Here is a 23,448-nt window from a genome sequence, read left to right on the forward strand (position 1 = left end):
CGGATGGGATAGTCGTGAGCCCCCTCCCCGGGGCCGAATGCGGGTATGCCCCCGAACCGACAATCCCGACAGAAATGCCCTCCCTCCTCGAAGCCGCCCTCGCCCTCCCCCTGCGTGCCCTCGCATGGCTCGGTGGCCAGGGCACGCGCGCGGTGGCGGCGATTGCCTTCATCGCGGTCGCGGTGCCGCCGCTCGGCGCGCTGCTGCGCCCTTACGTCACCGAGGCGATCTTCCTTCTGCTCTGCATCTCCTTCATGCGCGTCGATCTCGTCGCGCTGTACGGACATCTGCGCCGGCCGGCGCTGGTCGCGGCCGCCACGGCCTGGACCACGATCGGTGTGCCGCTGATCGTCGCCCTCCTCGCCCAGGGAAGCGGGCTCGACAAAAGCTCACCCGGTCTCTTCCTCGCGCTGATGCTCCAGGGCATGGCTTCGCCGATGATGGCAGCGCCCGCGCTCGCCGCGCTGATCGGCCTCGACGCCACGCTGCCGCTGGTCACCCTGGTCACCGCGACCGCGCTCGTGCCCTTCACCGCCTCGCTGTTCGCGAGCCTCTTTCTCGGCGGCATGCTCAGCATCTCGCCGCTCGCGCTCGGCCTGAAGCTGCTCGGAATCCTCGCCGCATCGCTGCTGGCCGCGACCGTCATCCGCCGCCTGTTCGGCACCGAGGCGATCCAGCGCCACAAGCAGCCGATCGACGGCTTCAACATCCTCATCCTGCTGGTCTTCGCATCCGCCGTCATGGGCGACGTGGCGCACGATTTCGTCGCTGATCCGCTGTTTGCGATCACTGTCGCACTGCTCGCCTTCGCGGTCTATTTCACCCTGCTCGCGGTCACGACATTGATTTTTCGCCGCGCCGGCACCGAGCGCGCCTTCGCCATCGGCCTGATGGTGTCACAGCGCAATCTCGGCCTGATGCTGGCGGCAACCGCCGGCGCATTGCCGCCCACCACCTGGCTCTATTTCGCGCTGACGCAGTTTCCGATTCACCTTGCGCCGTACATGCTGATGCCGATCGCGCGGCGACTGAGAGTGCGCGCAAATGCGCCCGACGAGGCAACCAAGACTGACGCACCCTCGTTCGCGTCGCACCGACGCAGGGGAGGAACATCCGTTCAAGACCCCGGTTGAAGCCTCTAACCGCAAGGAGGTTAGCGATGAAGTTCGCCATGATTTTGGTTCTCGGCTCGCTTGCCATGGGCTCGGCAGCGAGGGCCGATCAACCCGGACCTGACTGGATGCCGATGGAACAAGTGAAAGCCAAGCTCATGGAGTCCGGCTATTCACAGGTCACCAAGCTTGAAGCCGACGATGGCCAGTGGGAGGGCGAGGGAGTCAAGAACGGCCAGAAGATGGAATTCCACGCCGATCCCAAAACTGGCGTCATCGTGCGCGAGAAGCCGGATAAGTGAACATCGCCGCAGTCCGCTTGAGCAAGGCGGACTGCGCAAGTTTCACTTGATTCCCATCCTCTGGCATTCGGCCAATATCCACTGCCGGAATGCCTGCATCGCGTGCGTGTGCCGCTTTGATTTGAGGGACGTGAGCCAGTACGACCCAAGATGGACGCGCGTGTTGTAGGGACAGGCCAGGCGTTTCCGGGCGACCTCCTCCGAGAACAAGATGACCGGCAAAAGTGCGACCCCGCCTCCGCGAGCCGCAGCATGCGCCAAGGAAATCGATGAATCGAACATCGGACCCGTCACGCGCGGCTGGCTGCATTTCGCTGCCTCGAACCACTGTGTCCACTCGCCGGATCGGTAGGACCGCAGCAGCACTTCTTGATGGAGATCGATCGGGTCTTTCAGACGCTTCGCCATCGCTGGCGTGCACATCGGAGTGAAGGGAGCATCGACCAAGCGCTCTGCGTTGGTACCGTGCCAGGCGCCGTCGCCAAATCGAATGGCGAAGTCCAAACCCTCGGCGCCGAGATCGACACGATTGTTGTTCGCAAAGATCCTGATATCGACCTGCGGGTGGCTCGAGGTGAAAGTCTTGATGCGAGGAACGAGCCAGCCTGCTGCGAACGTTCCGACGACGCCGATCATCAGCGTCTCCCGCATGCGGCCATTTTCGAAACGATCCAGCACCTGGTTGATGCGACCGAAAGCATCGGAAATGGCAGGCAACAGCGCCTCGCCTTCCTCCGTCAGGGCAAGCCCGCGCGTGAGCCGCCTGAACAGCTCCACACGTAGGCTTCGCTCCAGAGTTCGCACTTGCTGGCTCACTGCGGCCTGCGACACACGGAGTTCCAGGCCGGCCTTGGTGAAGCTGAGGTGGCGCGCTGCCGCCTCGAAAGCACGAAGTGCGTTCAGCGGAAGATTGGAAACGCTGGGAGGTCGGCGGGCCACGTCTGATCCAAGTTTTACTTATGGTTGGCCTTACGAAGCATCGTTTGTCAATCGCGGGAGCACGCAGCAAAAAAGCGCACGTTCAATGGGAATTCACGATGCTAACGCGACGTCAGTTCGGATCATCCACACTTGTGCTCGCAGGACATTTCTTCCTCTCGAACGCTTCGAGCGCTGCGACACTCGAAACAACACGACTGTTGGAGGCCATCAGACAACTTGAAAGCAAAAGCGGCGGCCGGCTCGGCGTCACCGTGCTCGACACGCAAACCGGCGCGTCGATTCATCATAGGGGAGACGAACGATTTCCGATGTGCAGCACCTTCAAGGTGCTTGCGTCCGCAGCAATATTGAAGAGTCTGGGAGACAAGCTGGACGGCCTCGATCGCCGCGTCCGCATCGAACAATCCGATATCGTCGAGAATTCGCCGATCACCCGTGAGCATGTCGGACCGGAAGGCATGTCGCTGCGCGAACTCTGCGAGGCTGCCATTACGAGGAGCGACAATACGGCGGGGAACCTGCTTCTCAGGAACATAGGAGGCACCGCCGGCTTGACCGCCTTCGCGCGCAGCCTCGGTGACGACGTGACCCGATTGGACCGCGTCGAGACCGAGTTGAACGAAGCTGCGCCCGGCGATGTTCGCGACACGACGAGTCCAAACGCGATGGCTGAGAACTACAGGCGTCTGGTGCTCGGCAACGCGCTCCCGCCGGCAGCCCGGGAGCAGCTTTCCAAATGGATGATCGCGAACAAGACAGGTGACAGCCGATTGCGCGCCGGCTTGCCGCAGGGCTGGCGCGTGGGCGACAAGACCGGAACGGGCGGCCACGGCACCAACAACGACGTCGCGATCGCATGGCCACCTCAGCGTTCGGCGCTCATCGTGGCAGTTTATCTCACGGGCGCCTCTGTCGATTTCAGCGGCCAGAATGAGGTGATTGCCTCCGTCGGACGAGAGGTCGGCAAGGAATTCGGCTGACCGCAGAGCTGACGTTCGCGCCGAAGCGGCCGGAGGTCCTGGAAGGGAGGTCTGTGCCGGGTGCCCCTACCCCGCCCGCGCCGCGCGCCGCAGCGCCTGCGGCGGCTGGCCATAAGCGCGGATGAAGGCACGCCGCATGCGCTCGGGGTCGCGGAAGCCGGTCACCTCCGCCACGCGCTCGATCGCCTCGCGCGAGGACTGCACGCGCTCGCGCGCGACTTCGAGCCTGAGCCGCTCGATCGCCTTGGACGGCGTCGTGCCGGTCTCAGCGGCAAAGGCGCGGGCAAAATGCCGTGCGCTCATGCCGGCGCGATCGGCGAGCTCCTCCACCGTCAGCGGCGCGTCGAGATTTTCGCGCGCCCAGGATAGCAGTGCACCGAAGCGACCGTTCGGCGCCTTCAGCTCCAGCAGCGACGAGAATTGCGACTGGCCGCCGCTGCGGCGATGGTACAGCACGAGCTGGCGCGCGGTCGCCTGCGCGATCTCCTCACCGTGGTCCTCGGTGACCAGCGCGAGCGCGAGGTCGATCCCTGCGGTGATACCTGCGGATGTCCACACATTACCGTCGCGGGTAAAAATCTGGTCCGGCTCCAACTTCACCTTGGGAAAACGCGCGATGAAATCGCGCGTCCGTCCCCAATGGGTGGTGGCGCGGCGGCCATCGAGAAGCCCCGCCTCGGCCAGCACGAAGGCACCCGAGCAGACGCTCGCAACCCGAACGCCGCGCCTTGCCAGCCGCTGCACGAAAGCCCGCGTGATCTCGCAGCGCGCGGCCCCCGCGACGCCCATGCCGCCGGCCACGACGAGCGTCGTGATCGCGTTCGCCGTCTTGAAGTCACGCGCCATCATCTCGACGCCCGAAGAGCTGCGCACCAGCCCCGGCTTGGCAGCGAGAACGCGGATGGCTGGCGCCTTGCCGACGTAGCGCGCTGCGATCTCGAATGCCGAGATCGGGCCTGCCGCATCGAGCAGCTGGAAGTTCGGAAAGATCAGGATGCCGATCATTGGCCAGGCCTGGTATGTCCTAGAGTAGGCATGTCCGAAAGCGAGGGAATTATGCCATTTCTGACAGAAAGGCACCATGCCATTCTGCCGGCGTCAAGCGCATTATCGGAGGCTCCCATGACGTCACCGCTCCAGATCGGAATCCTGGTATTTCCGCGCGTCACCCAGCTCGACTTCACCGGCCCCTTGCAGGTGTTCGCCATGGTGCCGGACGCAAAGCTGCACTTGATCTGGAAGCGGATCGAGCCGGTGCCGAGCGATTCCGTGCTGACGCTGACGCCGACCACGACCTTTGCGGATTGCCCCCAGCTCGATGTCATCTGCGTGCCGGGCGGCCAGGGCACCAACGACCTTCTCAACGACGAGGACGTGCTCGAATTCCTGCGCAAGCAGGCGGCAGGCGCCAAGTACGTCACCTCGGTGTGCACGGGATCACTGGCCCTTGGCGCCGCGGGCCTCTTGAAGGGCTACCGCGCCGCCACCCATTGGAGCGCAATGGAGATGCTCGCGCAGTTCGGCGCGACGCCGACCAACACCCGCGTCTGCGTCGATCGCAACCGCATCACCGGTGGCGGCGTCACCGCAGGCATCGATTTCGCGTTGACGCTGGTCTCGATCCTGGTCGATCGCACCACGGCCGAAGCGATCCAGCTGCAGATGGAATATAATCCAGCCCCGCCGTTCAATGCGGGATCGCCCGACACCGCGCCGGCTGAAGTGCTGGCGCTGCTGAGGGAGCGCGGCGCGCAAAACCAGGCGCGGCGGCTCGAGGCGGTGAAGCGCGCGGCCGTGCGGGTGGCGTAACGCATCGGGCTCGCTCTCGTGCCCCGGACGCAGCGCAGCGCTCTCGAGGCGATGCGGAGCATCGTCCGGGAGCGGTGTGCTGCAGAGCCGGGCCTATGGATCAGCGGAGTACATCGCTCCTGGGTCCCGGCTCTGCAACGCAGCGCTGCACGCTGCACCGCGTCCGGGACACGCGAGGCGAACAACGACAGAAAAAGGCCGCTCGGTTTCCCGAGCGGCCTTTCCTGTCTCACGGTGGCTGCACATTCACATCGGGCGATGTCAGAGCTTCCAGACCGGGGGCCTATCTCCCGATCGAGTCCTTCCTCGGCGGCCGCTGCATCTCGGGACAGTCGCGAACTGTTGCCCGAACCGAACGCGATGGTCTCCCATCTCCGTAAGATGGGATCATTGAGCCGCATCGCCCGCCCCGAGGCAACGGCCGCGCAAGCGGCGTCCCCGCTGTTCCCGTTGTCCACAGCGGCGCGGCGCGGATGCATATGCATCCGCTTTTGACGATGGTTCGTGGGTGGGACGAAAGGACTAGCCGGGCGTCCAGGGCTGATAGTCGCCGGTCGCCTTGGGACGCCTGCCGCTGGCGAGCGTCGAGCCGGAGGGCCGATAGGCCTTGGCCGTGCCGGTGAGATTCGGCTGGTGCGGCTTTTCCCACTCGCGCGGCTGGTAATCAATCTCGGTCGGCGGCTTGTCGACGACGTGGTGGATCCAGCCATGCCAGGACGGCGGAATCCGGCTCGCTTCCGCGTAGCCGTTATAGATCACCCAGCGCCGCTCGAAGCCGAGCGTTGGATCGATCGCCCCGCCCTGCGTGCGGTAGTAACGGTTGCCCTGCTCGTCCTCGCCGACCAGCTCGCCATACCGCTTGGTCCAGAGCTGGGTGCCAAAGGTCTGGCCATTCCACCAGGTGAAGAACTTGAGAAAGAATTGTTTCATGCGGCAAGGGCCCTGCTTCGTGGGGTCCTGATGCCATCCGTGGGGCGAAATGTCCAGTTCGGCAGGCGCATCGGCGCCCCCGCAAGTCCGCCTGCCGCGCACGCCCTGCCGCAAAGCGGACGCGATTCATTCATGCCCGATACAGCGGCGGGACCTGAGGGTCCATGCGCGCGCAAACCGGCGTGATCCCAGGAACCCACGCGCTTTCGCAGGGTTGCTTTCCGGGAAAGGAGTTTACCATGAACAATCTGAAATTATTGAGTGCCGCTGCGACGGTGGCGTTGGTTCTTCCCTTGGCGAGCCCGAGCATTGCGCAGCAGAGTCGTGCCGCCGCGGTCGGAGCGGGCGGTGGCGCCGCGGTCGGTGGCGGAGGTGCCGCAGTCGGTGGCGGAGGCGGCGGCTTCGGTGGCGGCGCCCGCATGGGCGGCGGCGGCGCCGCGTTCCAGGGCGGTGGCGGCGGTTTCGGGGGCGGAGCCGCGATGCGCCCGGGCGGTGGCAATTTCGCAGCCGGGGGCGCGGTTCGTCCGGGCGGTGGCAGTTTCGTCGGGGGCGCGGCAGACCGTGCCGCTATCTCGCCAAGCTTCAGTGGGACCCGTAGCGCTGCAGTCGCGGGCAACTGGCAGGGCGGCAGCGGCAATTGGAGCGGTCGTCACTGGCACGGCGGCCGCCACCATCACCATCGCCACGGCGGCTTCTGGCCGGGCTTTGCGGCTGGCGCCGCGTTCGGCGGCCTCGGCTCCTACGCCTATTACGGCAGCGGCTACGGCTATTACGATGATCCCTACTACTACGGCTACTATGACGAACCGACGGTGGCCGTGGTGCAGGATGGCGGCGGCGACCCCGCCTATTGCGCGCGGCGGTTCAAATCTTACGACCCGGCCTCGGGCACCTATCTCGGATACGACGGCCGGCGGCATCCTTGCCCGTAAGCAGATCGCCGAGACGAGAGGCGAAAGGCGTCGCAGCGATGCGGCGCCTTTTGCGCGACCGGCGTCTTCCTCACTCGCTTCGGCTCGATCTCGCGTGCACGGATAAATACAAATCGATGCAAATGGACCTTTATGCATCGAACCGTGCATATCCTGCGCGATCCAATCCCAAATTGACCAGACCCACGATTCGCGGATATCACAAATCACAGTGGGGACTTCGATCTTCTGGGAAGTGTCATGCCGCGTATTCTCGTGGTTGATGACGATCCGATGGTCGGCGCGACCATCGAGGTCCTCCTCCAACGTCAGGGCTTCGACGTCACGCTCACCGACGGCGGCGAAACAGGACTGGCTGCGCTCGAATCGCAAGCCTTCGACGTGATGCTGGTCGACATCTTCATGCCGCATATGCGCGGCTTCGAATCCATCCGCATCTTTCACGAGCGCGCCCCTGCCACGCCGCTGATCGCGATGTCGGGCTATGCCTTCGCCTCGTCCGCCTCGCCCTCTCCCGATTTTCTCCGCATGGCGCTGGAACTCGGCGCAACGCGCTGCCTGCGCAAGCCGTTCACGCCGGAAGCGTTGCTGACCACGATCCGGGAATGCCTCGCCGGCGCGGACGCGAGCGCGCCGCCGAAGGACCAGAAAGAAGCCCCTTGATCCCAACGCAGCGCGTCATTCTCGGTGCTGGACTTGCCATCCTCCTGATCATCACCGCGGCGTCGATCGCCCTCGACGTCAAGTCGCGGTCCGACGCGGCGTCGGTGAACCACACCGTCCAGGTGCAAAAGAAGATCTCCGATCTGCGCGTGCTGCTGCGCCGGGCCGAGAGCGCCGCGCGCGGCTACGAGCTCTATCGCAGCCAGGGCTTCAGCGACGAGTTCCAGGCGGTGCACGCCAAGATCGCGCCGGCCCTCGCCGAGCTCAAGCGCGACGTGCGCGACACCCCCGATCAGGTCGCCCTGCTTGAGGGCACCGAGCCGCTGGCGCTGCGCCGGATCGAGATCGCCGCCACCGCGATGCGCCTGCGGGCCGCCAACGACCAGGACGGCATTGCCGCGCTCAACAGCAAGGCCGAGGGCCGCGGCCTCATGGACACGGTGATGCGCAATCTCGACCGCCTGAGCGCGGAGGAAGAACGCCTGCTCGCCGCCCGCTCCCAGGATTCGCGCCGCACCGGCGTCGTGCTGCTCGGCATCGACGTCGCCGGCGCCGTGCTGATCCTGCTCCTGGTCGCATTGGTGATGCGCGAAAGCCGCCGCACGACGGGTGAGCTCCAGAGCTCGCTCGAGCAGACTCAAGCCGCCAAGACGGCGCTCGAGGCGGCGGTGGCCGAGCGCACTGAGCATCTCGTCGCCGCACATGACGAGCTGCGCCTGTCGGTCAACGTGCTCCAGAGCACGTTTCGCAGCATGGCGGAGGCGGTGCTGGTCATCGACGCCGAGGGCACCGTGCTGCTGTCCAATCCAGCCGCCGAGCGCATGCTGCTGCATCGCACCGGCATGAACGTCGGCAATCTGCGCGCGCTGTCCGACGTGTTTCACGGCGACGGCATCACGCCGCTTCCGGCCGACGAGCTGCCATCGACGCGCGTGCTGCGCGGCGAGCAGTTCGAAGAGCTGGAGATGATCGTCCGCCCGCACAGCGGCAACCCGCCGCGCCATCTCATGGTCAGCGGCCGGCCGATGCGGGACGGGCAAGGCAACATCTCCGGCGCGGTGCTCGTCTATCACGATGCGACGACCTCGCGCGAGACCGAGCGGCAGCTGCACCAGTCGCAGAAGCTGGATGCGATCGGCAAGCTGACCGGCGGCGTCGCGCACGACTTCAACAACATGCTCACGGTCATCTCCGGCAACACCGAGACGCTGGTGGAGAGCCTGAAGGACCAGCCCGAGCTGCAGCGCACGGCCCGGCTGATCGACGATGCCGCCGAACGCTGCGCCGACCTGATCCAGCACCTCTTGGCGTTCGCGCGCCGGCAGCCGCTCGAGCCGCGCAACGTCGACATCAACGCCGCGATCTCGGACATCGCAAAGCTTCTGCGCCCCACCCTCGGCGAGCAGATCCAGATCGAGACCGTGCTGGAACAGGGGCCGATGACGACGCATATCGATCCGTCCAGGCTCACCAACGCCGTGCTCAACATGGCGATCAACGCCCGCGACGCCATGCCGGGCGGCGGCAAGCTGCTGCTGGAGACCCACCGCGTCGTGCTCGACGAGGCCTATGCGCTGGCCAATGCCGACGTGGCAGCGGGCCCCTACATCATGCTCGCGGTCAGCGACACCGGCACCGGCATGCCCCCTGACGTGCAGCAGATGGCGTTCGAGCCCTTCTTCACCACCAAGGAGGTCGGCAAGGGATCCGGCCTTGGCCTCTCCATGGTCTACGGCTTCGTCAAGCAATCCGGCGGCCACATCAAGATCTACAGCGAGGAAGGCCACGGCACCACGATCAAGCTCTATCTGCCGCCGGGCGAAGGCGCCGCGGACGTCGCAGCCGGCGTCACGCCGACGGCCGAAGGCGGCGCCGAGACCATTTTCGTGGTCGAGGACGATCCGCTGGTCCGCAACTTTGTCACCGCGCAGCTGCAGAGCCTCGGCTACAAGACGGTCGCCGCGCCCGACGGCAAGGCGGCGCTGGACCTGATCGAGGCCGGCCAGAGCTTCGACCTGCTCTTCACCGACGTCGTCATCCCCGGCGGCATGAGCGGCCGCGAACTCGCCGAAGAGGTGGCAAGGCGCCGGCCGGGCGTGAAGGTGCTCTACACCTCCGGCTACACCGACAACGCCATCGTCCATCACGGCAAGCTCGACGACGGCGTGCTGCTGCTGACCAAGCCCTACCGGCGCAACCAGCTCGCGGAGATGATCCGGAAGGCGCTGACCGGCGGCGGGATGGCGCCGAGCTAGCGCGTGAACTCTTAAATCCGCGATGTCTGCTTATCCCCCAACAGCGGCGCAGTAGCGGACATAACAGGAGGTCCGAGAAGGGCCTATAGCCGACCTTCGCAGCAACGGATCGTCCCTGCAATAGCGAGACATTCTGCTTTACATAGTGATGAGTATAGCCTGCCATGACTGCTGCGCCTGTCTCTCAGCTTGCCGGCGAGTAGCGCTCTCTGGAACGGCTCCTGCACCGCATAGAGCGCCTTCCCTTTTGCCTTCGGCAGGTCACCCGCGAAATCCCGCAGGAAGGCCTCTTCGGAAAGGCCTCCCTCGTCGCCGTCAAACACGATTCCAGCCGATGCCGGTGGAGTCGGATAGGTCTTAGCGAGCGTGGTGTAGTCTTCGCCAGCGTCCGCCGCGCGCCGCTACATAGACCAGCGCGAGACGTTCGGATGAACGCCAGCTTTGGTGACGATCATGCCGGAAAAGGAATGACCGGCCAGAACCGTTAGGCCAGCGGCCGCGCAAGCACGCGCTCGCCCGCAGCCACCGCCTCAGGAAGTGTGGTCAACGGGTTTTGCACGGAGGTGACGTTCAACCCTACCGCCTGTAAGCGCGGAATGACTTCCGACAAGCTGGAGCCGTCGGCGAACGAACTTGATCGCGGCTCAGTCGGTGATGTGCAGTAGAGCATCGACGTCAGGCGAACGGACGATGGTGCCGTCGCGTACAAATGCTTCGTGATTGGTCTCAATGCTGTTGTGGTCATAAAGATAGTTGACCATGATCCCGAAGGATTCTTGAATCGCACGCAGAGCGGTATTGCCGAGCCAATTGATGCGCTCGAGCCGTGCGCCGTTGCCGAGGTGAAAACGCGCCACGGGGTCGATGCGTATCGAGGGCTTCCGTGTCAGATAGCTAGCGCAGAGCCGCAGCAAGGGCACGCGCAGCTTCTCGCTATGCGCCGGGTCATTCCACCAGCTATCGCGCTCCAGTTGCGATAACAGCGCCGCATCGGGATCACTTGCATTTGCAAGCCGATTAGCGAGCCATTGCCGAAATCCCGGTACCGGAGATAGGGTGGAAAAACGCTTCAGCTGCGGAAACTCCGACTGCAGCTCTTCAACGACCTGCTTGATCAGGAAATTGCCGAACGCCACGCCGCGCAGTCCGTCCTGACAATTGGAGATCGAATAGAAGATCGCGGTGTCGGCGCGGGCGGCGCGCTGCCGCGCGATGGCTTCACCGTCGTCCTGCGACAACAACGGCTGCACGGCCGTGGCCAGTCCTTCCACCAAAGCAACCTCGATGAAAATCAGTGGCTCGCCTGGAAGTGCGGGATGAAAGAAGCCAAAGCAGCGCCGATCGGGTGCAAGGCGCCGGCGCAGGTCGTCCCAGCCCTTGATTTCGTGCACGGCTTCGTAGGCGATCAGCTTTTCCAGCACCGCGGCCGGTGTCTGCCAGTCGATGCGCCGCAACTCGATGAAGCCGCGGTTGAACCATGAGGCGAACAAATGCTTGAGGTCCGCGTCGAGCAACTTCAGTTCGGGGTCAGTGCGCATGTATGAAGCAATTTCGCTGCGCATTGCGATCAGCGCGCTGATCCCGCCGGGTGCCATGTTGATTCGCCGCAGCACTTCCTGGCGCGGCGGCTCGGCAGCACCCGCGAGTGCGGCCGCGGCTTCTGCGGTGCCTTCGGCGAGGTAGCGCTGCGCCGCCGCGCGCAAAGCGGGGCCGTGAGGATGAAATTCCGTGGCGAGATAGCGCTGAAAGCAGCGGCGATCGTTGTCGTGGAGTGCGCCAAGCAGCTCGCGCAATTGCCGCGCGACCAGCGCTCCTGAGGCCTGGCTGCGCTCGGAGAGCAGCGATGCTGCGAGCTGCTTCGCGCGATCGAGGGGCGGCATTGTCGTGCTGGATGGATCGTTGAAAGTTCGGCGGATTGCGGACATGACTGTTCCTCCTCAAGCTTGGGCGGTGACGGCGCGGCGGAACTTGGCCGGTGGCATGTAGAGTCCGCTCGAGGCGGCCACGAGGTCATCGATCGTCTTGGCGGCGAGCAGATCGCGCGTCGCCGTGCCGACGTCGATGCCAAGGTCTTCCGGAAACATCACGATGCCGCGACGGCGGAGGCTCTCGGTTGTGTCAGGCGATTGGCGCTTGCCAAATTCGGTGTCGCCGGCGATCGCGCGCAATGCCGCCTCGCGATCTTGCGGTGATCGGCAGCGCAACAGGTTCGCAACGGCCTTCTCGGTGATGACATGACTCACGTCGTCGCCATAGATCATCACCGGCGGCAATGCGAAGCCGGCGGAGGCGGCCAGATCGAACGCGTCCAGACGCTCGACAAAACTGGGCGTGCCGTTTGGCTGATGGGTCTGCACCATCTGCACCACAAGCTTGCGCCCGCGTAAGGGATCGCCTGCTTCCTGACCGGCGCGAAGCCAGGTGGGGCTGTCGTGGCGACGACCGCGTGCATCCGCACCCATGTTCGGCGCGCCGCCGAAGCCTGCGATCCGGTCTTTCGTGGCCGTCGAACTGTTGCCTCGCGCGTCGATTTGCAGCGTGGCGCCAACAAACATGTCGCAGGCATATTGTCCGGCGACCTGCGCCAGTGCCCGGTTCGACCGCAGGCTGCCGTCGGCGCCGATCGGGAATATATCGGCGTGCTTTGCGACGTAGCGCTCCATACCGAGCTCGGAGCCGAAGCAATAGACGCCGTCGACGAAGCCGGCTTCGATCGCCGGGATCAGGGTCGGGTGCGGGTTGAGCACGAATTGGCTCGCGATCTTGCCCTTCAGGCCACGCCGGGCGGCAAATGTCGGGAGGATCAGCTCGATCGCCGCGGTGGCGTAACCGATGCCGTGGTTGAGCCGCCGGACCTCAAATGGCTCATAGACCGCAGCAATCGCCATCATCGCCATCAGCACGTTCTCGTCCCTTACCTTGGCGGGGTCGCGCGTGAACAGAGGCTCGATCGCGTAAGGCTTTGGGCTCGGTATGACGAAATCGACCCAGTCGCCGGGGACGTCTACTCGCGGCAACCGGTCAACGATCTCGTTGACTTGCGCCACGACAATGCCGCCGCGAAAGGCCGCGGCTTCGGCGATGGTCGGCGTGTCTTCGGTGTTGGGACCGGTGTAGAGATTGCCGTTGCGGTCGGCCTTGTCGGCGACGATCAGCGCCACGTGCGGCGTCAGGTCCACCAACATCCGAGCATAGAGCTCGAGATAGGTATGGATTGCGCCGATCTTCACCGTGCCGATGCCGACCAGTTCGGCGAGCTTGCGGCTCTGCGGACCTGCGAAGGCAAAATCGAGCCGATTGGCGACACCGCGCTCGAACACGGCGAGATGATCGGGCAGCGCCAGCACCGACTGCACCATGTGCAGATCGTGAATCTGCGCCGGATTCACGCTCGTCAGGGCGGCGGCAAGAAAATCGGCCTGCTTCTGATTGTCGCCCTCGATGGCAACGCGGTCGCCCGGCTCGATGATCGCTTCGAGCAACTCGGTCGCGCGCTCGGCAGGGCAGAGCTTTTCAGAGCAGATCGTGGCGGCCCGAGCTAGCCTCGCGGAGCGATCCGCTCCCCGTCGTGATGTGGCGTGCATGATGAACCTCCTTCGCTCGACGCTGTCTTCGATGCAGAAGTTAGGTGACCAGCATTGATCATAGAAACGATATTTTGTAATGTTACTGATTATGAATTTGGATCAATTGACATGCTGGAATTCGAGCTTTTGCGTTCCTTTGTTGCCGTCGCGGATTGCGGCGGCTTCCACCGCGCCGCCGAACGGCTCAATCTGACGCAGTCGACCATCAGCCAGCAGATCAAGCGATTGGAGCTTGAAACCAAACGTCCGCTGTTCCGGCGCACGACCCGCAGCGTCGCGCTGACCGACGATGGAGAGATGCTGCTGGGTGACGCCCGTCGTCTGTTGCAACTCGAGGAGGCGGCCCGCCATCGCCTGTCAGCGCCGCGTTTGTCAGGAGCCGTGCGTCTTGGAGTGGTCGAGGAAGTCGCCGGCGGCTCGCTGCCATCGGCGCTGGGACGCTTCGCCATGTTGCACGCGAGCGTGAAGCTCGAGGTGCAGATCGGCGTTAGTGCGGAATTGATCGAGCAGTTGAACAAGGGACGACTCGACGTCGTGTTCGCTAAGCGTCCGCTCGGTACGTCGCGTGGGCGCCTGGTCTGGCGCGAACCCATGGTCTGGGCCGCCGCCGACGCGTTTGATCTGGTTCCGGGCGCGGTGCTGCCGCTGGCGCTCTATCGCGAGCGGTCAGTATCGCGTGAGGCAGCGCTCGCCGCGCTAAATGACAGCGAACTGACGTGGGAGATCATCTATACCAGCCCCAGCCTGACAGGTGTGCGCGCGGCGGCGCTCGCTGGTCTCGCCATCACGCCGCTTCCCGCGAGCGCGGTCATTGCAGGTTTGCGCATTCTGGGATCGCAAGAGGGGCTGCCGCGCCTTCCTGACCTTGAGTTCGCAATCTATGAGAAAGCCCGGCCCGAAAAGGCCGCGGCGGCGCTGGCCGCAGCGCTTCTGGCACTTGGGCAATCGCCAGCGCGCCCGACGATTTAGCGCCCTACGTTCCGTTGCGGGTCCAAACCCCAGGGTGCAGATTGGTTCATCTCGCAATGATGAGGATCCGTCAGGCGGTATTGAGCGCATCGGTCCCATGACGGCTCTGGGTCACAAGCAGTAATGCTCTGGCAGATCAGAATATCTCCGCTCGTCCTCAGGAGCGAACATTACCTTTATGAGTACACCCCCTAGCCCGTATGAGTACACGCACTAGCCCGTGAGTTGCCGAAGGCGCTGCAGTCACCCAATCTATGAGGTCGTGGGCACTGGCTCAGGATGTGAGTTCCAACTGTCCTCTTGAGACGCCATAGCTAGCTCGGATCCGCGCTGGAGGTGTTCGGACACCGCGCGATGCAACGCGTAAGGCCGTTTTGGTCTTAACCGGGCCGGTCTCAAGCAAAAATCAAGCGCATCTCAAGGACAAAGCGTCTCACCAACCCAGTCTCTGAGCATGCTCTCGGCGACAAATGTTGGAGTCGGTGTCGCGAGAGTCCGCTTGCGGAGCGCGATACCAAGCGCAGTCACCAGATGCACGGCTCGGATCTTGGTCTGCGGCCGGAACTGCCGGCCCAGTTTCGACAGGTGCTCGCATGAAGAGACGAGAGTTCATCTTATTGATTGGTGGAGGACTGGCCTGGCCTGCGATCGCACGGGCGCAGGGCGGAACCAAGCTGCATCGTATCTTCTGGGTCTCGACTGAGTCCGAACCGGATCCCTTCCTGGACGGCTTTCGCGAGGGAATGCGCGCGCTGGGATACGTCGAGGGCAGGAACTTAACCTTCGAGACGCATTATGCTCCTGGAAATCCGCAGGCACTGCGCAAGATCGTCTCCGAGTTGCAGCGAGCGGATATCGACCTCGTGGTCTCGAGCGGTCCGGCGACACGCGCCATGACTGCCGTCACCGACGTCCCCGTGCTGTTTGCATTGAGCGGCGACCCCGTCGCTTTGGGTGTGGTGAAGAGCCTTTCTCACCCCGGCACCAATTTCACCGGCAGCACATTCCTGTCACTCGAGCTGGCAGGAAAGCGCGTTGAGCTGCTCAAGGACATCTATCCAAAGCTGCGAAAACTGGCGGTCTTCTCGAACACGGATCATCCGGGAGAGCCGCTGGAATGGCGTGCGACCTTGGAGTCGTGCCGAAATCTCGGCATTGAGGCAGCCTACGTTCCGTTCTCCGGCGCTCGCGAAATCGAGAACGGGTTGATGGCTGCCGGCAAGGTGGACGCGGATGCTCTCCTCGTGTTTCCCGATGCTGTGACGCTGGTGCATCGTGCGAAGATTGCGGAGCTTGCAATCGCGCGCCGGCTGCCCTCGATGTTTGGCTGGTCTGAATATTGTGACGCTGGAGGTCTCCTGAGCTACGGCGCAAACCAGCGCACGACCTATTTTCGGCTTGCCAATTACGCCGATCGCATCCTGCGCGGTGAAGATCCGTCAGATCTTCCGGTGATACGTCCCGAGAAGTTTGAACTGGCAGTCAATATGAAGACAGCCAGGCTTCTGGGTATGGATCTGGATGTGTCGTCGATCCTGTTTCGCGCCAGCAAGGTGATCTCCTGAGCGTAGTTATGACGGACGGTGCTGCGCAGCCCTCTTCGTGTACGATGCCCCCGCGTCGCTCGCTGTTCTGCAAGTACTTCGCGACGTTGTTTGTCGCTGCGGTCGTGCCTCTGATACTCGGCGCGGCCGTCGAGGCTTCTTTCGGCTATCGAGACCAGCGCCGCCAGATCAGCGCGGTGCTGCAGGCCGATGCTCGCGCGGCGTCCGACAGGATCGAGGCGTTCAGCGAAGGCATCCGAGATCAGCTGGGTTGGATGGTGCAGCTTCCCTGGGCTGCCGGAGGCGATGCGCAACATAAGATCGATGCCATGCGTCTCCTCCAGCAGGTGCCTGCTATCGTTTCGGTTTCGCTCCTGGATGAGACCGGCACCGAACGGGTCTTTGTCTCCAGGCTGCATCTGAACAGGACCGGACGCGGCATTGATATGTCTGCAGATCCCGCTGTTCTGGGCGCTCGCGCCAACAAAGTCTGGTACGGACCGGTTCAGTACCAGCGAGATTCAGAGCCCTACATGAGGATCGCGGTTGCCGGGAGCCTGCCGGAAGCGGGGGTTGCGATCGCCGAGGTCAATCTGAAGCTGATCTGGGACGTCATCGCAGCCATCAGAATTGGCGAGACCGGCTACGCCATTGTCGTCGATAACTCCGGTCATCTGATCGCACATCCCGATATCAGTCTGGTTCTGCGCGGTCGCGCCAGCTCGGGCAGTTTCGGCCGGATCAAGCATCTCGTTGGCGCGGCGAGTGGAGCGGCGGTGATAACCGGGGACCAAGGCAACCCGGTGGTGGCGCTGTCCGTTCAGGCCGCCGATGTGGGATGGACGGTGATCGCGATGCTGCCGACCTCGGAAGCCTTCGCATCAATTCGCGCGGCGTTGTGGCGATCGTCGATCCTCATTGCCTTCGGTGTGCTTGTCGCGCTGGCGCTCGCCTATTGGCGCGCGCACAGAATGTCCGGTCCGATCAAGCAACTGGAAGAGGGCGTGGAGCGGATTAGAACCGGACAATTCGAGCATCGCATCAAAATCTTCAGCGGTGACGAGTTGCAGCAGCTGGCGTTGCGTTTCAATGAAATGGCTTCTGAACTGGCGATCTCGCAGCAGAAATCTGCGCGGATCGAACGGCTGAAGCAGTTCCTGCCGTCACAGGTCGCCGAATTGGTCGAACATTCTCACGAACTGCTCGAAGGGCAGCGACGTGAAGTGGCTGTCATTTTTGGCGACTTGCGCGGCTTCACGGCGTTCTCCACGCGCAATGAACCCGATGTCATCATGGCCGTCATGCGAGAATACTACGAGGCCGTCGGCGCCGTGACGACTCGTCACGAGGCAACGCTCATCGGCTTTGATGGCGACGGAGTCATGCTCCTGGTCAATGCCCCGGTCGCATGCGAACAGCCGGCAACTCAAGCGGTCCGGCTCGCGATCGACCTGCAAATGACGGTGCAGTCCCTTGCCGGCAAATGGTGTGACGCCGGCCACGCGATCGGCTTTGGTGTGGGCGTTGCCATGGGACCGGCAACGGTAGGAACCGTTGGTTATAACGGTCGGCTGGACTACACGGCGATGGGAGCCGTGGTGAATCTGGCGTCGCGGCTCTGCAGTCTCGCAAAGGACGCCCAGATCCTGGCTGATCCCACGATCGCTGGAAGGGTCAGGGATAGCGTGCCGATGGCATCGCTCGGACAGCGAACCATCAAAGGCTACGACCGGGCTCTCGAGGTCTTTGCCGTCGCACCTGCTGACCTTCCGTCGAAACCGCCGGGCTCGGCACGACGAATGCGAGAGAAAGAGGCCCAGGACCACTGATACCCCGGCGTCCGGACGGCTACCCCCGTGTCGCCAGCACCACCGCGGCCAGCGTAAACACCAGCCCCGCGATCTGCCCTGGCCCGAGCGGCTCGCCGAGCGCGACCGCCGAGGCCACGACGCCGATCACCGGCACCGCCATGGTGCCGATCGCGGCGACCGAGGCCGGCAGGCGCGCCAGCGCTGCGAACCAGCTGACATAGGCGATGCAGAACTGCCCGACGACCGAATAGACCAGCAGCCACCAGCCGAGCGGCGTCACATGCGACAAATGCGTGGTCTCGATCAGGAGGCCGACGATCGAGATCGGCAGGCAGCCGATCCCGATCTGCCAGGCTGCCGCCGTGAGCGGCGGCAGGTGAATCGGGTACTTCTTCGAGAGCACCGTGCCGAGGGCAAAGCCGAACGCACCGACGAGTACCATGATGATGCCCGGCAGCTTTTCCGTGCTGGCGGCAAGGCCGTTGCCCCCCATGATCGAGGCAAGCCCTGCGAAAGCCAGCACCAGCCCAAGCGTGCGCAAGACCGTCGGCCGCTCCCCAAGGACCGGCCAGGCGATGATCGAGGCCCAGACCGGCATCGTATAGGCGATCAGCGCCGCCTCGCTCGCCGGCAGCCAGAGCAGCGCCAGCCCCATCAGCACCATCCAGCCGGTGACGTTGAGCGCGGCTGCGGTGAGCAGGCGCGGCCAGATCGCGCCCTGAACGTGCAGGCTTTGCCGGCGGATCACCGCAAGCAGCGCCAGCAGCAGCGCGCCGAGCACGCCGGTGACCCCGCGCAGCGTCAGAGGCGGCAGCTCGGCGAGCAGGAATTTCGTCACCGGCCAGTTGAAGCCCCAGCCGATCGACGTGATCGCAAGGAACATCAGGCCGGCCGGGGCGATGCGCGGCCGCACGCCCGGCGTCGTCGAATCAAGCATGTCGGCTAGTCCGGCAAAATCTGGGACCACCTTGGCCCGGATTCGCAGGTCCCACCACCGCTCTGGCGGGCATGCCTGCCCTCACCGTCCGTAGGGCTACGTGAGTCCTGCTGACGCAATCCCATTGCTCAAAAATATACCTGCCCTGTGAACAGCGGGATGAAGGCCCCGCGTCATCACGGCATGCAAATTTTTTCAGTTGGGAATCCCTGAGGACTCACTGATACTTGGGTCCACGACAGGCGCGGCGAAGACCCCTGTTATCCCCCACAATCCACCATATTTAGTATTTGATTCAGGAACTCGCACTAGTTCTTGACGGGCGCAACGGAGAGTCCTAGCTTTCGGTCCGTTCGGCGCGAGTGAGTTTGCGTCCCGCCGGCACTCCCCCAAAGGGTCTCGCAAATTTCAGCTCCGCCAGCCGGCCAAAGGCTGCGGATGAGGGCTTGTCTGCCCTCGGAATGCAGGCTCTTCGGGGCGCCAGAACGGGCCGGCAACAGGCTCGGATGGCATCGATGACGAAGTGACGTGTGGGGCGTTGAACGCATGTCGCGCACATCCCCTTGGGGGCGGATGGGTGTGGACATGCCGGCGGGATGATCGATGCGACGCATCGAGCTCGCGCCGGGAAAAAACAGGGCCGGATCCACCGGCTGAACTGCGGAGCCCCGAGGCCGAACGGCCGAAGGCGCCGCGAATGCAATGACGACCCGGCACGCCCACAACGAGGGGCGGGACCGGTCAAAGAAAAGGACGGGGCAAGACCATGCGGATTGAGCGGCGCCACACCACTGCGGGACAGTCACCTTATGCGGGAATCGAATTCCGCCTGACCACGTCGGAGATTCGCAATCCCGACGGCTCGGTCGTGTTCAAGCTTGATAACGTCGAGGTGCCGAGCGAGTGGTCGCAGGTCGCCTCCGACGTGCTGGCACAGAAATATTTCCGTAAAGCGGGCGTTGCCGCGCGCCTGAAGAAGGTCGAAGAGGAATCCGTCCCCTCCTTCCTGTGGCGCTCCGTGCCCGACACTGATGCCCTCGCCGCGCTGCCCGAGAAGGAGCGCTATGTCAGCGAGCTCTCGGCCAAGCAGGTGTTCGACCGCCTCGCCGGCTGCTGGACCTATTGGGGCTGGAAGGGCAAGTACTTCTCCACCGACGACGACGCCCAGGCCTTCTACGACGAGCTCCGCTACATGCTCGCCATGCAGATGGTCGCGCCGAACTCGCCGCAATGGTTCAACACCGGCCTGCATTGGGCCTATGGCATCGACGGCCCCGGCCAGGGCCATTATTACGTCGACCCCTTCACGGGCAAGCTGACCAAGTCCAAATCGGCCTACGAGCACCCGCAGCCGCATGCCTGCTTCATCCAGGGCGTCGGCGACGACCTCGTCAACGAGGGCGGCATCATGGACCTCTGGGTCCGCGAGGCGCGCCTGTTCAAATACGGCTCCGGCACCGGCTCCAACTTCTCGCGCCTGCGCGGCGAAGGCGAAAAGCTCTCCGGCGGCGGCCGCTCCTCCGGCCTGATGAGCTTCCTCAAGATCGGCGACCGCGCCGCCGGCGCTATCAAGAGCGGCGGCACCACGCGCCGCGCCGCCAAGATGGTCGTCGTCGACGTCGATCACCCCGACATCGAGACCTATATCGACTGGAAGGTGAAGGAGGAGCAGAAGGTCGCCGCCCTCGTCACGGGCTCCAAGATCAACCAGAAGCACCTCAAGGCCGTGCTGAAGGCCTGCGTGAATTGCGAAGGCTCGGGCGACGATTGCTTCGACCCCGAGAAGAACCCTGCCCTGCGCCGCGAAATCAAGCTCGCCCGCCGCAGCCTCGTGCCTGACAATTACATCAAGCGCGTCATCCAGTTCGCCAAGCAAGGCTACAAGGACATCCAGTTCGACACCTACGACACCGACTGGGACAGCGAAGCCTATCTCACGGTCTCGGGGCAGAACTCCAACAACTCGGTCTCGCTCAAGGACGACTTCCTGCGCGCGGTCGAGACCGACGGCGACTGGAATCTGACCGCCCGCACCTCGAAGAAGGTGACCAAGACGCTGAAGGCGCGCGACCTATGGGAGAAGATCGGCTACGCCGCCTGGGCCTCGGCCGATCCGGGCCTGCACTTCAACACCACCATGAATGACTGGCACACCTGCAAGGCGTCCGGCGACATCCGCGCGTCCAATCCGTGCTCGGAATACATGTTCCTGGACGACACGGCGTGCAACCTCGCCTCCGCCAACCTGCTGACGTTCTACAACACCGAGACCAAGCGCTTCGACGTCGAGGGCTATGAGCACCTCTGCCGGCTCTGGACCGTCGTGCTGGAAATCTCCGTCATGATGGCACAGTTCCCGTCGAAGGCGATCGCCGAGCTCTCCTACGAGTTCCGCACGCTCGGCCTCGGCTACGCCAATATCGGCGGCCTCCTGATGACCATGGGCCTGCCCTATGACTCGAAGGAAGGCCGTGCGATCGCCGGCGCGCTGACCGCGATCATGACCGGCATCACCTACAAGACCTCCGCGGAAATGGCGGCCGAGCTCGGCACCTTCCCCGGCTACAAGAAGAACGCCGCGCACATGCTGCGCGTGATCCGCAACCACCGCCGCGCTGCGCATGGCCAGTCCAACGGCTATGAGGCGCTCAGCGTCAACCCGGTGCCGCTCGACCTCGTCTCCTGCCCGCAAGGAGACCTCGTCAGCCATGCCCAGGCGGCCTGGGATGCGGCGCTCGAGCTCGGCGAGAAGCACGGCTATCGCAACGCCCAGACCACGGTGATCGCGCCGACCGGCACGATCGGCCTGGTCATGGATTGCGACACCACCGGCATCGAGCCGGACTTCGCGCTGGTCAAGTTCAAGAAGCTCGCCGGCGGCGGCTACTTCAAGATCATCAACCGCGCCGTTCCGGCCGCACTGCGCGCGCTCGGCTATCGCGAGAGCGAGATCGCGGAGATCGAGGCCTACGCCGTCGGCCACGGCTCGCTGGCGAATGCCCCCGGCATCAACGTCACCACGCTGAAGTCCAAGGGCTTCACGGATGAGGCGATCGCCAAGGTCGAGAAGGCCCTGCCGACCGCCTTCGACATCAAGTTCGCTTTCAACAAGTGGACCTTCGGCGAGGACTTCATCCGCGACCAGCTCGGCATCGGCGCCGAGGCGATCGCCGCCCCCGGCTTCGACCTGCTCCAGGCCGTCGGCTTCACCAAGCGCGAGATCGAGGCGGCCAACGTCCACATCTGCGGCGCGATGACGGTGGAAGGTGCCCCGCACCTTAGGCCTGAGCACTATCCGGTGTTCGACTGCGCCAATCCCTGCGGCAAGATCGGCAAGCGCTATCTGTCGGTCGAGAGCCACATCCGCATGATGGCGGCGGCGCAGCCCTTCATCTCGGGTGCGATCTCCAAGACCATCAACATGCCGAACGACGCCACGGTGGAGGACTGCAAGTCCGCCTACATGCTGTCGTGGAAGCTCGCGCTCAAGGCCAACGCGCTCTATCGCGACGGCTCCAAGCTCTCCCAGCCGCTCAACTCGCAGCTCATCAGCGACGATGAGGACGAGGACGATGCGGTCGAAGTGCTGCACGAGAAACCCATGGCGGCGCGCGCCGCGCATGTGGCCGAAAAGGTCGTCGAGAAGCTGGTCGAGCGCATCGTCGTGATGCGCGAGCGCGAGAAGATGCCCGATCGCCGCAAGGGCTACACCCAGAAGGCGGTCGTCGGCGGCCACAAGGTGTACTTGCGCACTGGCGAATACGACGACGGCCGCCTCGGCGAGATCTTCATCGACATGCACAAGGAAGGCGCGGCGCTGCGCTCCTTCATCAACAACTTCGCCATCGCGGTGTCGCTCGGCCTGCAATACGGCGTGCCGCTCGACGAATATGTCGACGCCTTCACCTTCACCCGCTTCGAGCCGGCGGGCCCCGTGCAGGGCAACGACAGCATCAAGTACGCGACCTCGATCCTCGACTACGTCTTCCGCGAGCTCGCGGTGAGCTACCTCTCCCGCTTCGACCTCGCCCACGTCGATCCCAACGAGACGGGTTTCGACGCGCTCGGCAAGGGCGTCGAGGAAGGCAAGGAGCCGGACGACGACGGCGGCCACCACGCGACAAAACTGGTCTCGCGCGGCCTCACCCGCTCGCGGACCGACAACCTCGTCGTGATGCGCGGCGGCTCGACCGCAGTCAGCCAGGGCAACGACAGCGCGCCCTCCGGCGGCAGCAAGATCACGGCCCTGGCGCACGGTGCGTCAGCCCGCGTCGGTGACGCCATCGAAGGCGCCGTCGCCCTGAAGCAGGAAGTCCAGCACGACCTCTCCCCCACGGAGAAGCTGGAGCAGCTGCAGTGGAGCAAGGCCGGCACCGCCGCGACCGCAGCTCCGACAAAGGCCGAGCGCCGCGCCGAAGCCAAGGCCAAGGGCTACGAGGGCGAGATGTGCAGCGAGTGCGGCAACTTCACGCTGGTGCGGAATGGGACGTGCATGAAGTGCGATACGTGTGGAAGCACGACGGGGTGTTCGTGAGGTAGCCTAGTAATCGTTGTTGTTAGGTCCGAGTTTGACGAGGGAGAAAGGGCGGCCGAATGGCCGCCCTTTTACTGATCGAAGCCAAGATCGAACCACTGCCGAACCCGGTCCAAACTACGCTCGCTACGGCTTCGCCTA

At 64.2% G+C, this 23,448-nt stretch carries 17 protein-coding genes and 1 pseudogene; 11 read left to right on the forward strand and 7 right to left on the reverse strand.

The genetic code is table 11. From position 1 onward, the window contains the following. Positions 1–74: 74 nt before the first annotated feature. Both ACM43_RS36075 and ACM43_RS36080 read left to right on the forward strand, forming a co-directional pair. Positions 75–1,133: a Na+-dependent transporter gene (locus ACM43_RS36075; RefSeq protein ID WP_271546748.1), complete on the forward strand. Its 1,059-nt coding sequence runs from the start codon at positions 75–77 to the stop codon at positions 1,131–1,133. A 26-nt stretch (positions 1,134–1,159) separates the two neighbouring features. Next, positions 1,160–1,414 (forward strand): PepSY domain-containing protein, encoded by a 255-nt coding sequence (locus ACM43_RS36080; protein ID WP_057029054.1) that lies wholly within the window; start codon positions 1,160–1,162, stop codon positions 1,412–1,414. A gap of 42 nt (positions 1,415–1,456) precedes the next feature. Here the strand turns inward: ACM43_RS36080 and ACM43_RS36085 are convergent, their stop codons facing one another. Next, positions 1,457–2,353 (reverse strand): LysR family transcriptional regulator, encoded by an 897-nt coding sequence (locus ACM43_RS36085; protein ID WP_271546751.1) that lies wholly within the window; start codon positions 2,351–2,353, stop codon positions 1,457–1,459. Positions 2,354–2,553: 200 nt separating this feature from the next. On the opposite strand from ACM43_RS36085, the gene bla reads away from it, so the two are divergent. Beyond that, positions 2,554–3,336, forward strand: coding sequence for a class A beta-lactamase (gene bla / locus ACM43_RS36090; RefSeq protein WP_271546753.1), 783 nt, complete (start codon positions 2,554–2,556; stop codon positions 3,334–3,336). A 66-nt stretch (positions 3,337–3,402) separates the two neighbouring features. On the opposite strand, the gene ACM43_RS36095 is transcribed toward bla, so the two are convergent. Then, positions 3,403–4,341: a GlxA family transcriptional regulator gene (locus ACM43_RS36095; protein ID WP_271546755.1), complete on the reverse strand. Its 939-nt coding sequence runs from the start codon at positions 4,339–4,341 to the stop codon at positions 3,403–3,405. 117 nt (positions 4,342–4,458) lie between these two features. Between ACM43_RS36095 and ACM43_RS36100 the strand changes: the two genes are divergently transcribed. After that, complete coding sequence (locus ACM43_RS36100; protein WP_271546757.1) at positions 4,459–5,145, forward strand: DJ-1/PfpI family protein; 687 nt, start codon at positions 4,459–4,461, stop codon at positions 5,143–5,145. Positions 5,146–5,667: 522 nt separating this feature from the next. Here ACM43_RS36100 and ACM43_RS36105 read toward each other — a convergent pair. Continuing rightward, on the reverse strand, positions 5,668–6,075 hold the full coding sequence (locus ACM43_RS36105; RefSeq protein ID WP_157288059.1) for an NADH:ubiquinone oxidoreductase subunit NDUFA12: 408 nt from the start codon (positions 6,073–6,075) through the stop codon (positions 5,668–5,670). A 239-nt stretch (positions 6,076–6,314) separates the two neighbouring features. Here ACM43_RS36105 and ACM43_RS36110 point away from each other — a divergent pair, with 239 nt between their 5' ends. The 3 genes from ACM43_RS36110 to ACM43_RS36120 all read left to right on the forward strand — a co-directional run bounded on the left by ACM43_RS36110 (position 6,315) and on the right by ACM43_RS36120 (position 9,925). Beyond that, complete coding sequence (locus ACM43_RS36110; RefSeq protein WP_271546760.1) at positions 6,315–7,007, forward strand: BA14K family protein; 693 nt, start codon at positions 6,315–6,317, stop codon at positions 7,005–7,007. A 240-nt stretch (positions 7,008–7,247) separates the two neighbouring features. Next, complete coding sequence (locus tag ACM43_RS36115; RefSeq protein WP_157287617.1) at positions 7,248–7,670, forward strand: response regulator; 423 nt, start codon at positions 7,248–7,250, stop codon at positions 7,668–7,670. Next, positions 7,667–9,925, forward strand: coding sequence for a CHASE3 domain-containing protein (locus ACM43_RS36120; RefSeq protein ID WP_271546762.1), 2,259 nt, complete (start codon positions 7,667–7,669; stop codon positions 9,923–9,925). Before ACM43_RS36115 ends, ACM43_RS36120 begins: the two co-directional genes overlap by 4 nt. Positions 9,926–10,113: 188 nt before the next feature. Here the strand turns inward: ACM43_RS36120 and ACM43_RS36125 are convergent. The 3 genes and pseudogenes from ACM43_RS36125 to mdcA form a co-directional block, all read right to left on the reverse strand. After that, positions 10,114–10,670: pseudogene (locus ACM43_RS36125) on the reverse strand (alpha/beta hydrolase); the annotation flags it as partial. Beyond that, positions 10,570–11,850, reverse strand: a complete 1,281-nt coding sequence (locus ACM43_RS36130) for a malonyl-CoA decarboxylase domain-containing protein (protein WP_271546764.1) — start codon at positions 11,848–11,850, stop codon at positions 10,570–10,572. The pseudogene ACM43_RS36125 and the gene ACM43_RS36130, both read right to left, overlap by 101 nt. A 12-nt stretch (positions 11,851–11,862) precedes the next feature. Next, positions 11,863–13,509 carry a malonate decarboxylase subunit alpha gene (gene mdcA, locus ACM43_RS36135; RefSeq protein ID WP_271546766.1) on the reverse strand — a complete coding sequence of 549 codons (1,647 nt, stop codon included), beginning with the start codon at positions 13,507–13,509 and terminating at the stop codon, positions 11,863–11,865. Between the two features lie 111 nt (positions 13,510–13,620). Here mdcA and ACM43_RS36140 point away from each other — a divergent pair, with 111 nt between their 5' ends. The 3 genes from ACM43_RS36140 (at position 13,621) to ACM43_RS36150 (ending at position 17,854) form a co-directional block, all read left to right on the forward strand. After that, entirely contained in the window at positions 13,621–14,481 is an 861-nt protein-coding gene (locus ACM43_RS36140) for a LysR substrate-binding domain-containing protein (protein WP_271546768.1), read from the forward strand. 593 nt (positions 14,482–15,074) lie between these two features. Further along, entirely contained in the window at positions 15,075–16,046 is a 972-nt protein-coding gene (locus tag ACM43_RS36145; protein ID WP_271546770.1) for an ABC transporter substrate-binding protein, read from the forward strand. An 8-nt stretch (positions 16,047–16,054) separates the two neighbouring features. After that, the gene (locus tag ACM43_RS36150) at positions 16,055–17,854 is read left to right on the forward strand and encodes an adenylate/guanylate cyclase domain-containing protein (protein WP_271546772.1); all 1,800 of its coding nucleotides are present in this window, start codon (positions 16,055–16,057) and stop codon (positions 17,852–17,854) included. A 19-nt stretch (positions 17,855–17,873) separates the two neighbouring features. Here ACM43_RS36150 and ACM43_RS36155 read toward each other — a convergent pair whose 3' ends face one another. Next, positions 17,874–18,773, reverse strand: a complete 900-nt coding sequence (locus tag ACM43_RS36155) for a DMT family transporter (protein ID WP_271546774.1) — start codon at positions 18,771–18,773, stop codon at positions 17,874–17,876. Between the two features lie 766 nt (positions 18,774–19,539). Here ACM43_RS36155 and ACM43_RS36160 point away from each other — a divergent pair. Beyond that, positions 19,540–23,307: a vitamin B12-dependent ribonucleotide reductase gene (locus ACM43_RS36160; RefSeq protein ID WP_271546776.1), complete on the forward strand. Its 3,768-nt coding sequence runs from the start codon at positions 19,540–19,542 to the stop codon at positions 23,305–23,307. The last annotated feature ends 141 nt before the right edge of the window (positions 23,308–23,448 follow it).

This window comes from Bradyrhizobium sp. CCBAU 45321 (assembly GCF_028128975.1).
Classification (GTDB): domain Bacteria; phylum Pseudomonadota; class Alphaproteobacteria; order Rhizobiales; family Xanthobacteraceae; genus Bradyrhizobium; species Bradyrhizobium yuanmingense.

What these genes read in the sequence shown, in the direction of transcription:
- ACM43_RS36105 (WP_157288059.1), bottom strand. Translation starts at nt 6,075, where the DNA reads ATGAAACAATTCTTTCTCAAGTTCTTCACCTGGTGGAATGGCCAGACC.
- ACM43_RS36155 (WP_271546774.1), bottom strand. Translation starts at nt 18,773, where the DNA reads ATGCTTGATTCGACGACGCCGGGCGTGCGGCCGCGCATCGCCCCGGCC.
- ACM43_RS36110 (WP_271546760.1), top strand. Translation starts at nt 6,315, where the DNA reads ATGAACAATCTGAAATTATTGAGTGCCGCTGCGACGGTGGCGTTGGTT.
- ACM43_RS36080 (WP_057029054.1), top strand. Translation starts at nt 1,160, where the DNA reads ATGAAGTTCGCCATGATTTTGGTTCTCGGCTCGCTTGCCATGGGCTCG.
- ACM43_RS36150 (WP_271546772.1), top strand. Translation starts at nt 16,055, where the DNA reads ATGACGGACGGTGCTGCGCAGCCCTCTTCGTGTACGATGCCCCCGCGT.
- ACM43_RS36140 (WP_271546768.1), top strand. Translation starts at nt 13,621, where the DNA reads ATGCTGGAATTCGAGCTTTTGCGTTCCTTTGTTGCCGTCGCGGATTGC.
- mdcA (WP_271546766.1), bottom strand. Translation starts at nt 13,509, where the DNA reads ATGCACGCCACATCACGACGGGGAGCGGATCGCTCCGCGAGGCTAGCT.
- ACM43_RS36095 (WP_271546755.1), bottom strand. Translation starts at nt 4,341, where the DNA reads ATGATCGGCATCCTGATCTTTCCGAACTTCCAGCTGCTCGATGCGGCA.
- ACM43_RS36075 (WP_271546748.1), top strand. Translation starts at nt 75, where the DNA reads ATGCCCTCCCTCCTCGAAGCCGCCCTCGCCCTCCCCCTGCGTGCCCTC.
- ACM43_RS36100 (WP_271546757.1), top strand. Translation starts at nt 4,459, where the DNA reads ATGACGTCACCGCTCCAGATCGGAATCCTGGTATTTCCGCGCGTCACC.
- ACM43_RS36145 (WP_271546770.1), top strand. Translation starts at nt 15,075, where the DNA reads ATGAAGAGACGAGAGTTCATCTTATTGATTGGTGGAGGACTGGCCTGG.
- ACM43_RS36115 (WP_157287617.1), top strand. Translation starts at nt 7,248, where the DNA reads ATGCCGCGTATTCTCGTGGTTGATGACGATCCGATGGTCGGCGCGACC.
- ACM43_RS36130 (WP_271546764.1), bottom strand. Translation starts at nt 11,850, where the DNA reads ATGTCCGCAATCCGCCGAACTTTCAACGATCCATCCAGCACGACAATG.
- ACM43_RS36160 (WP_271546776.1), top strand. Translation starts at nt 19,540, where the DNA reads ATGCGGATTGAGCGGCGCCACACCACTGCGGGACAGTCACCTTATGCG.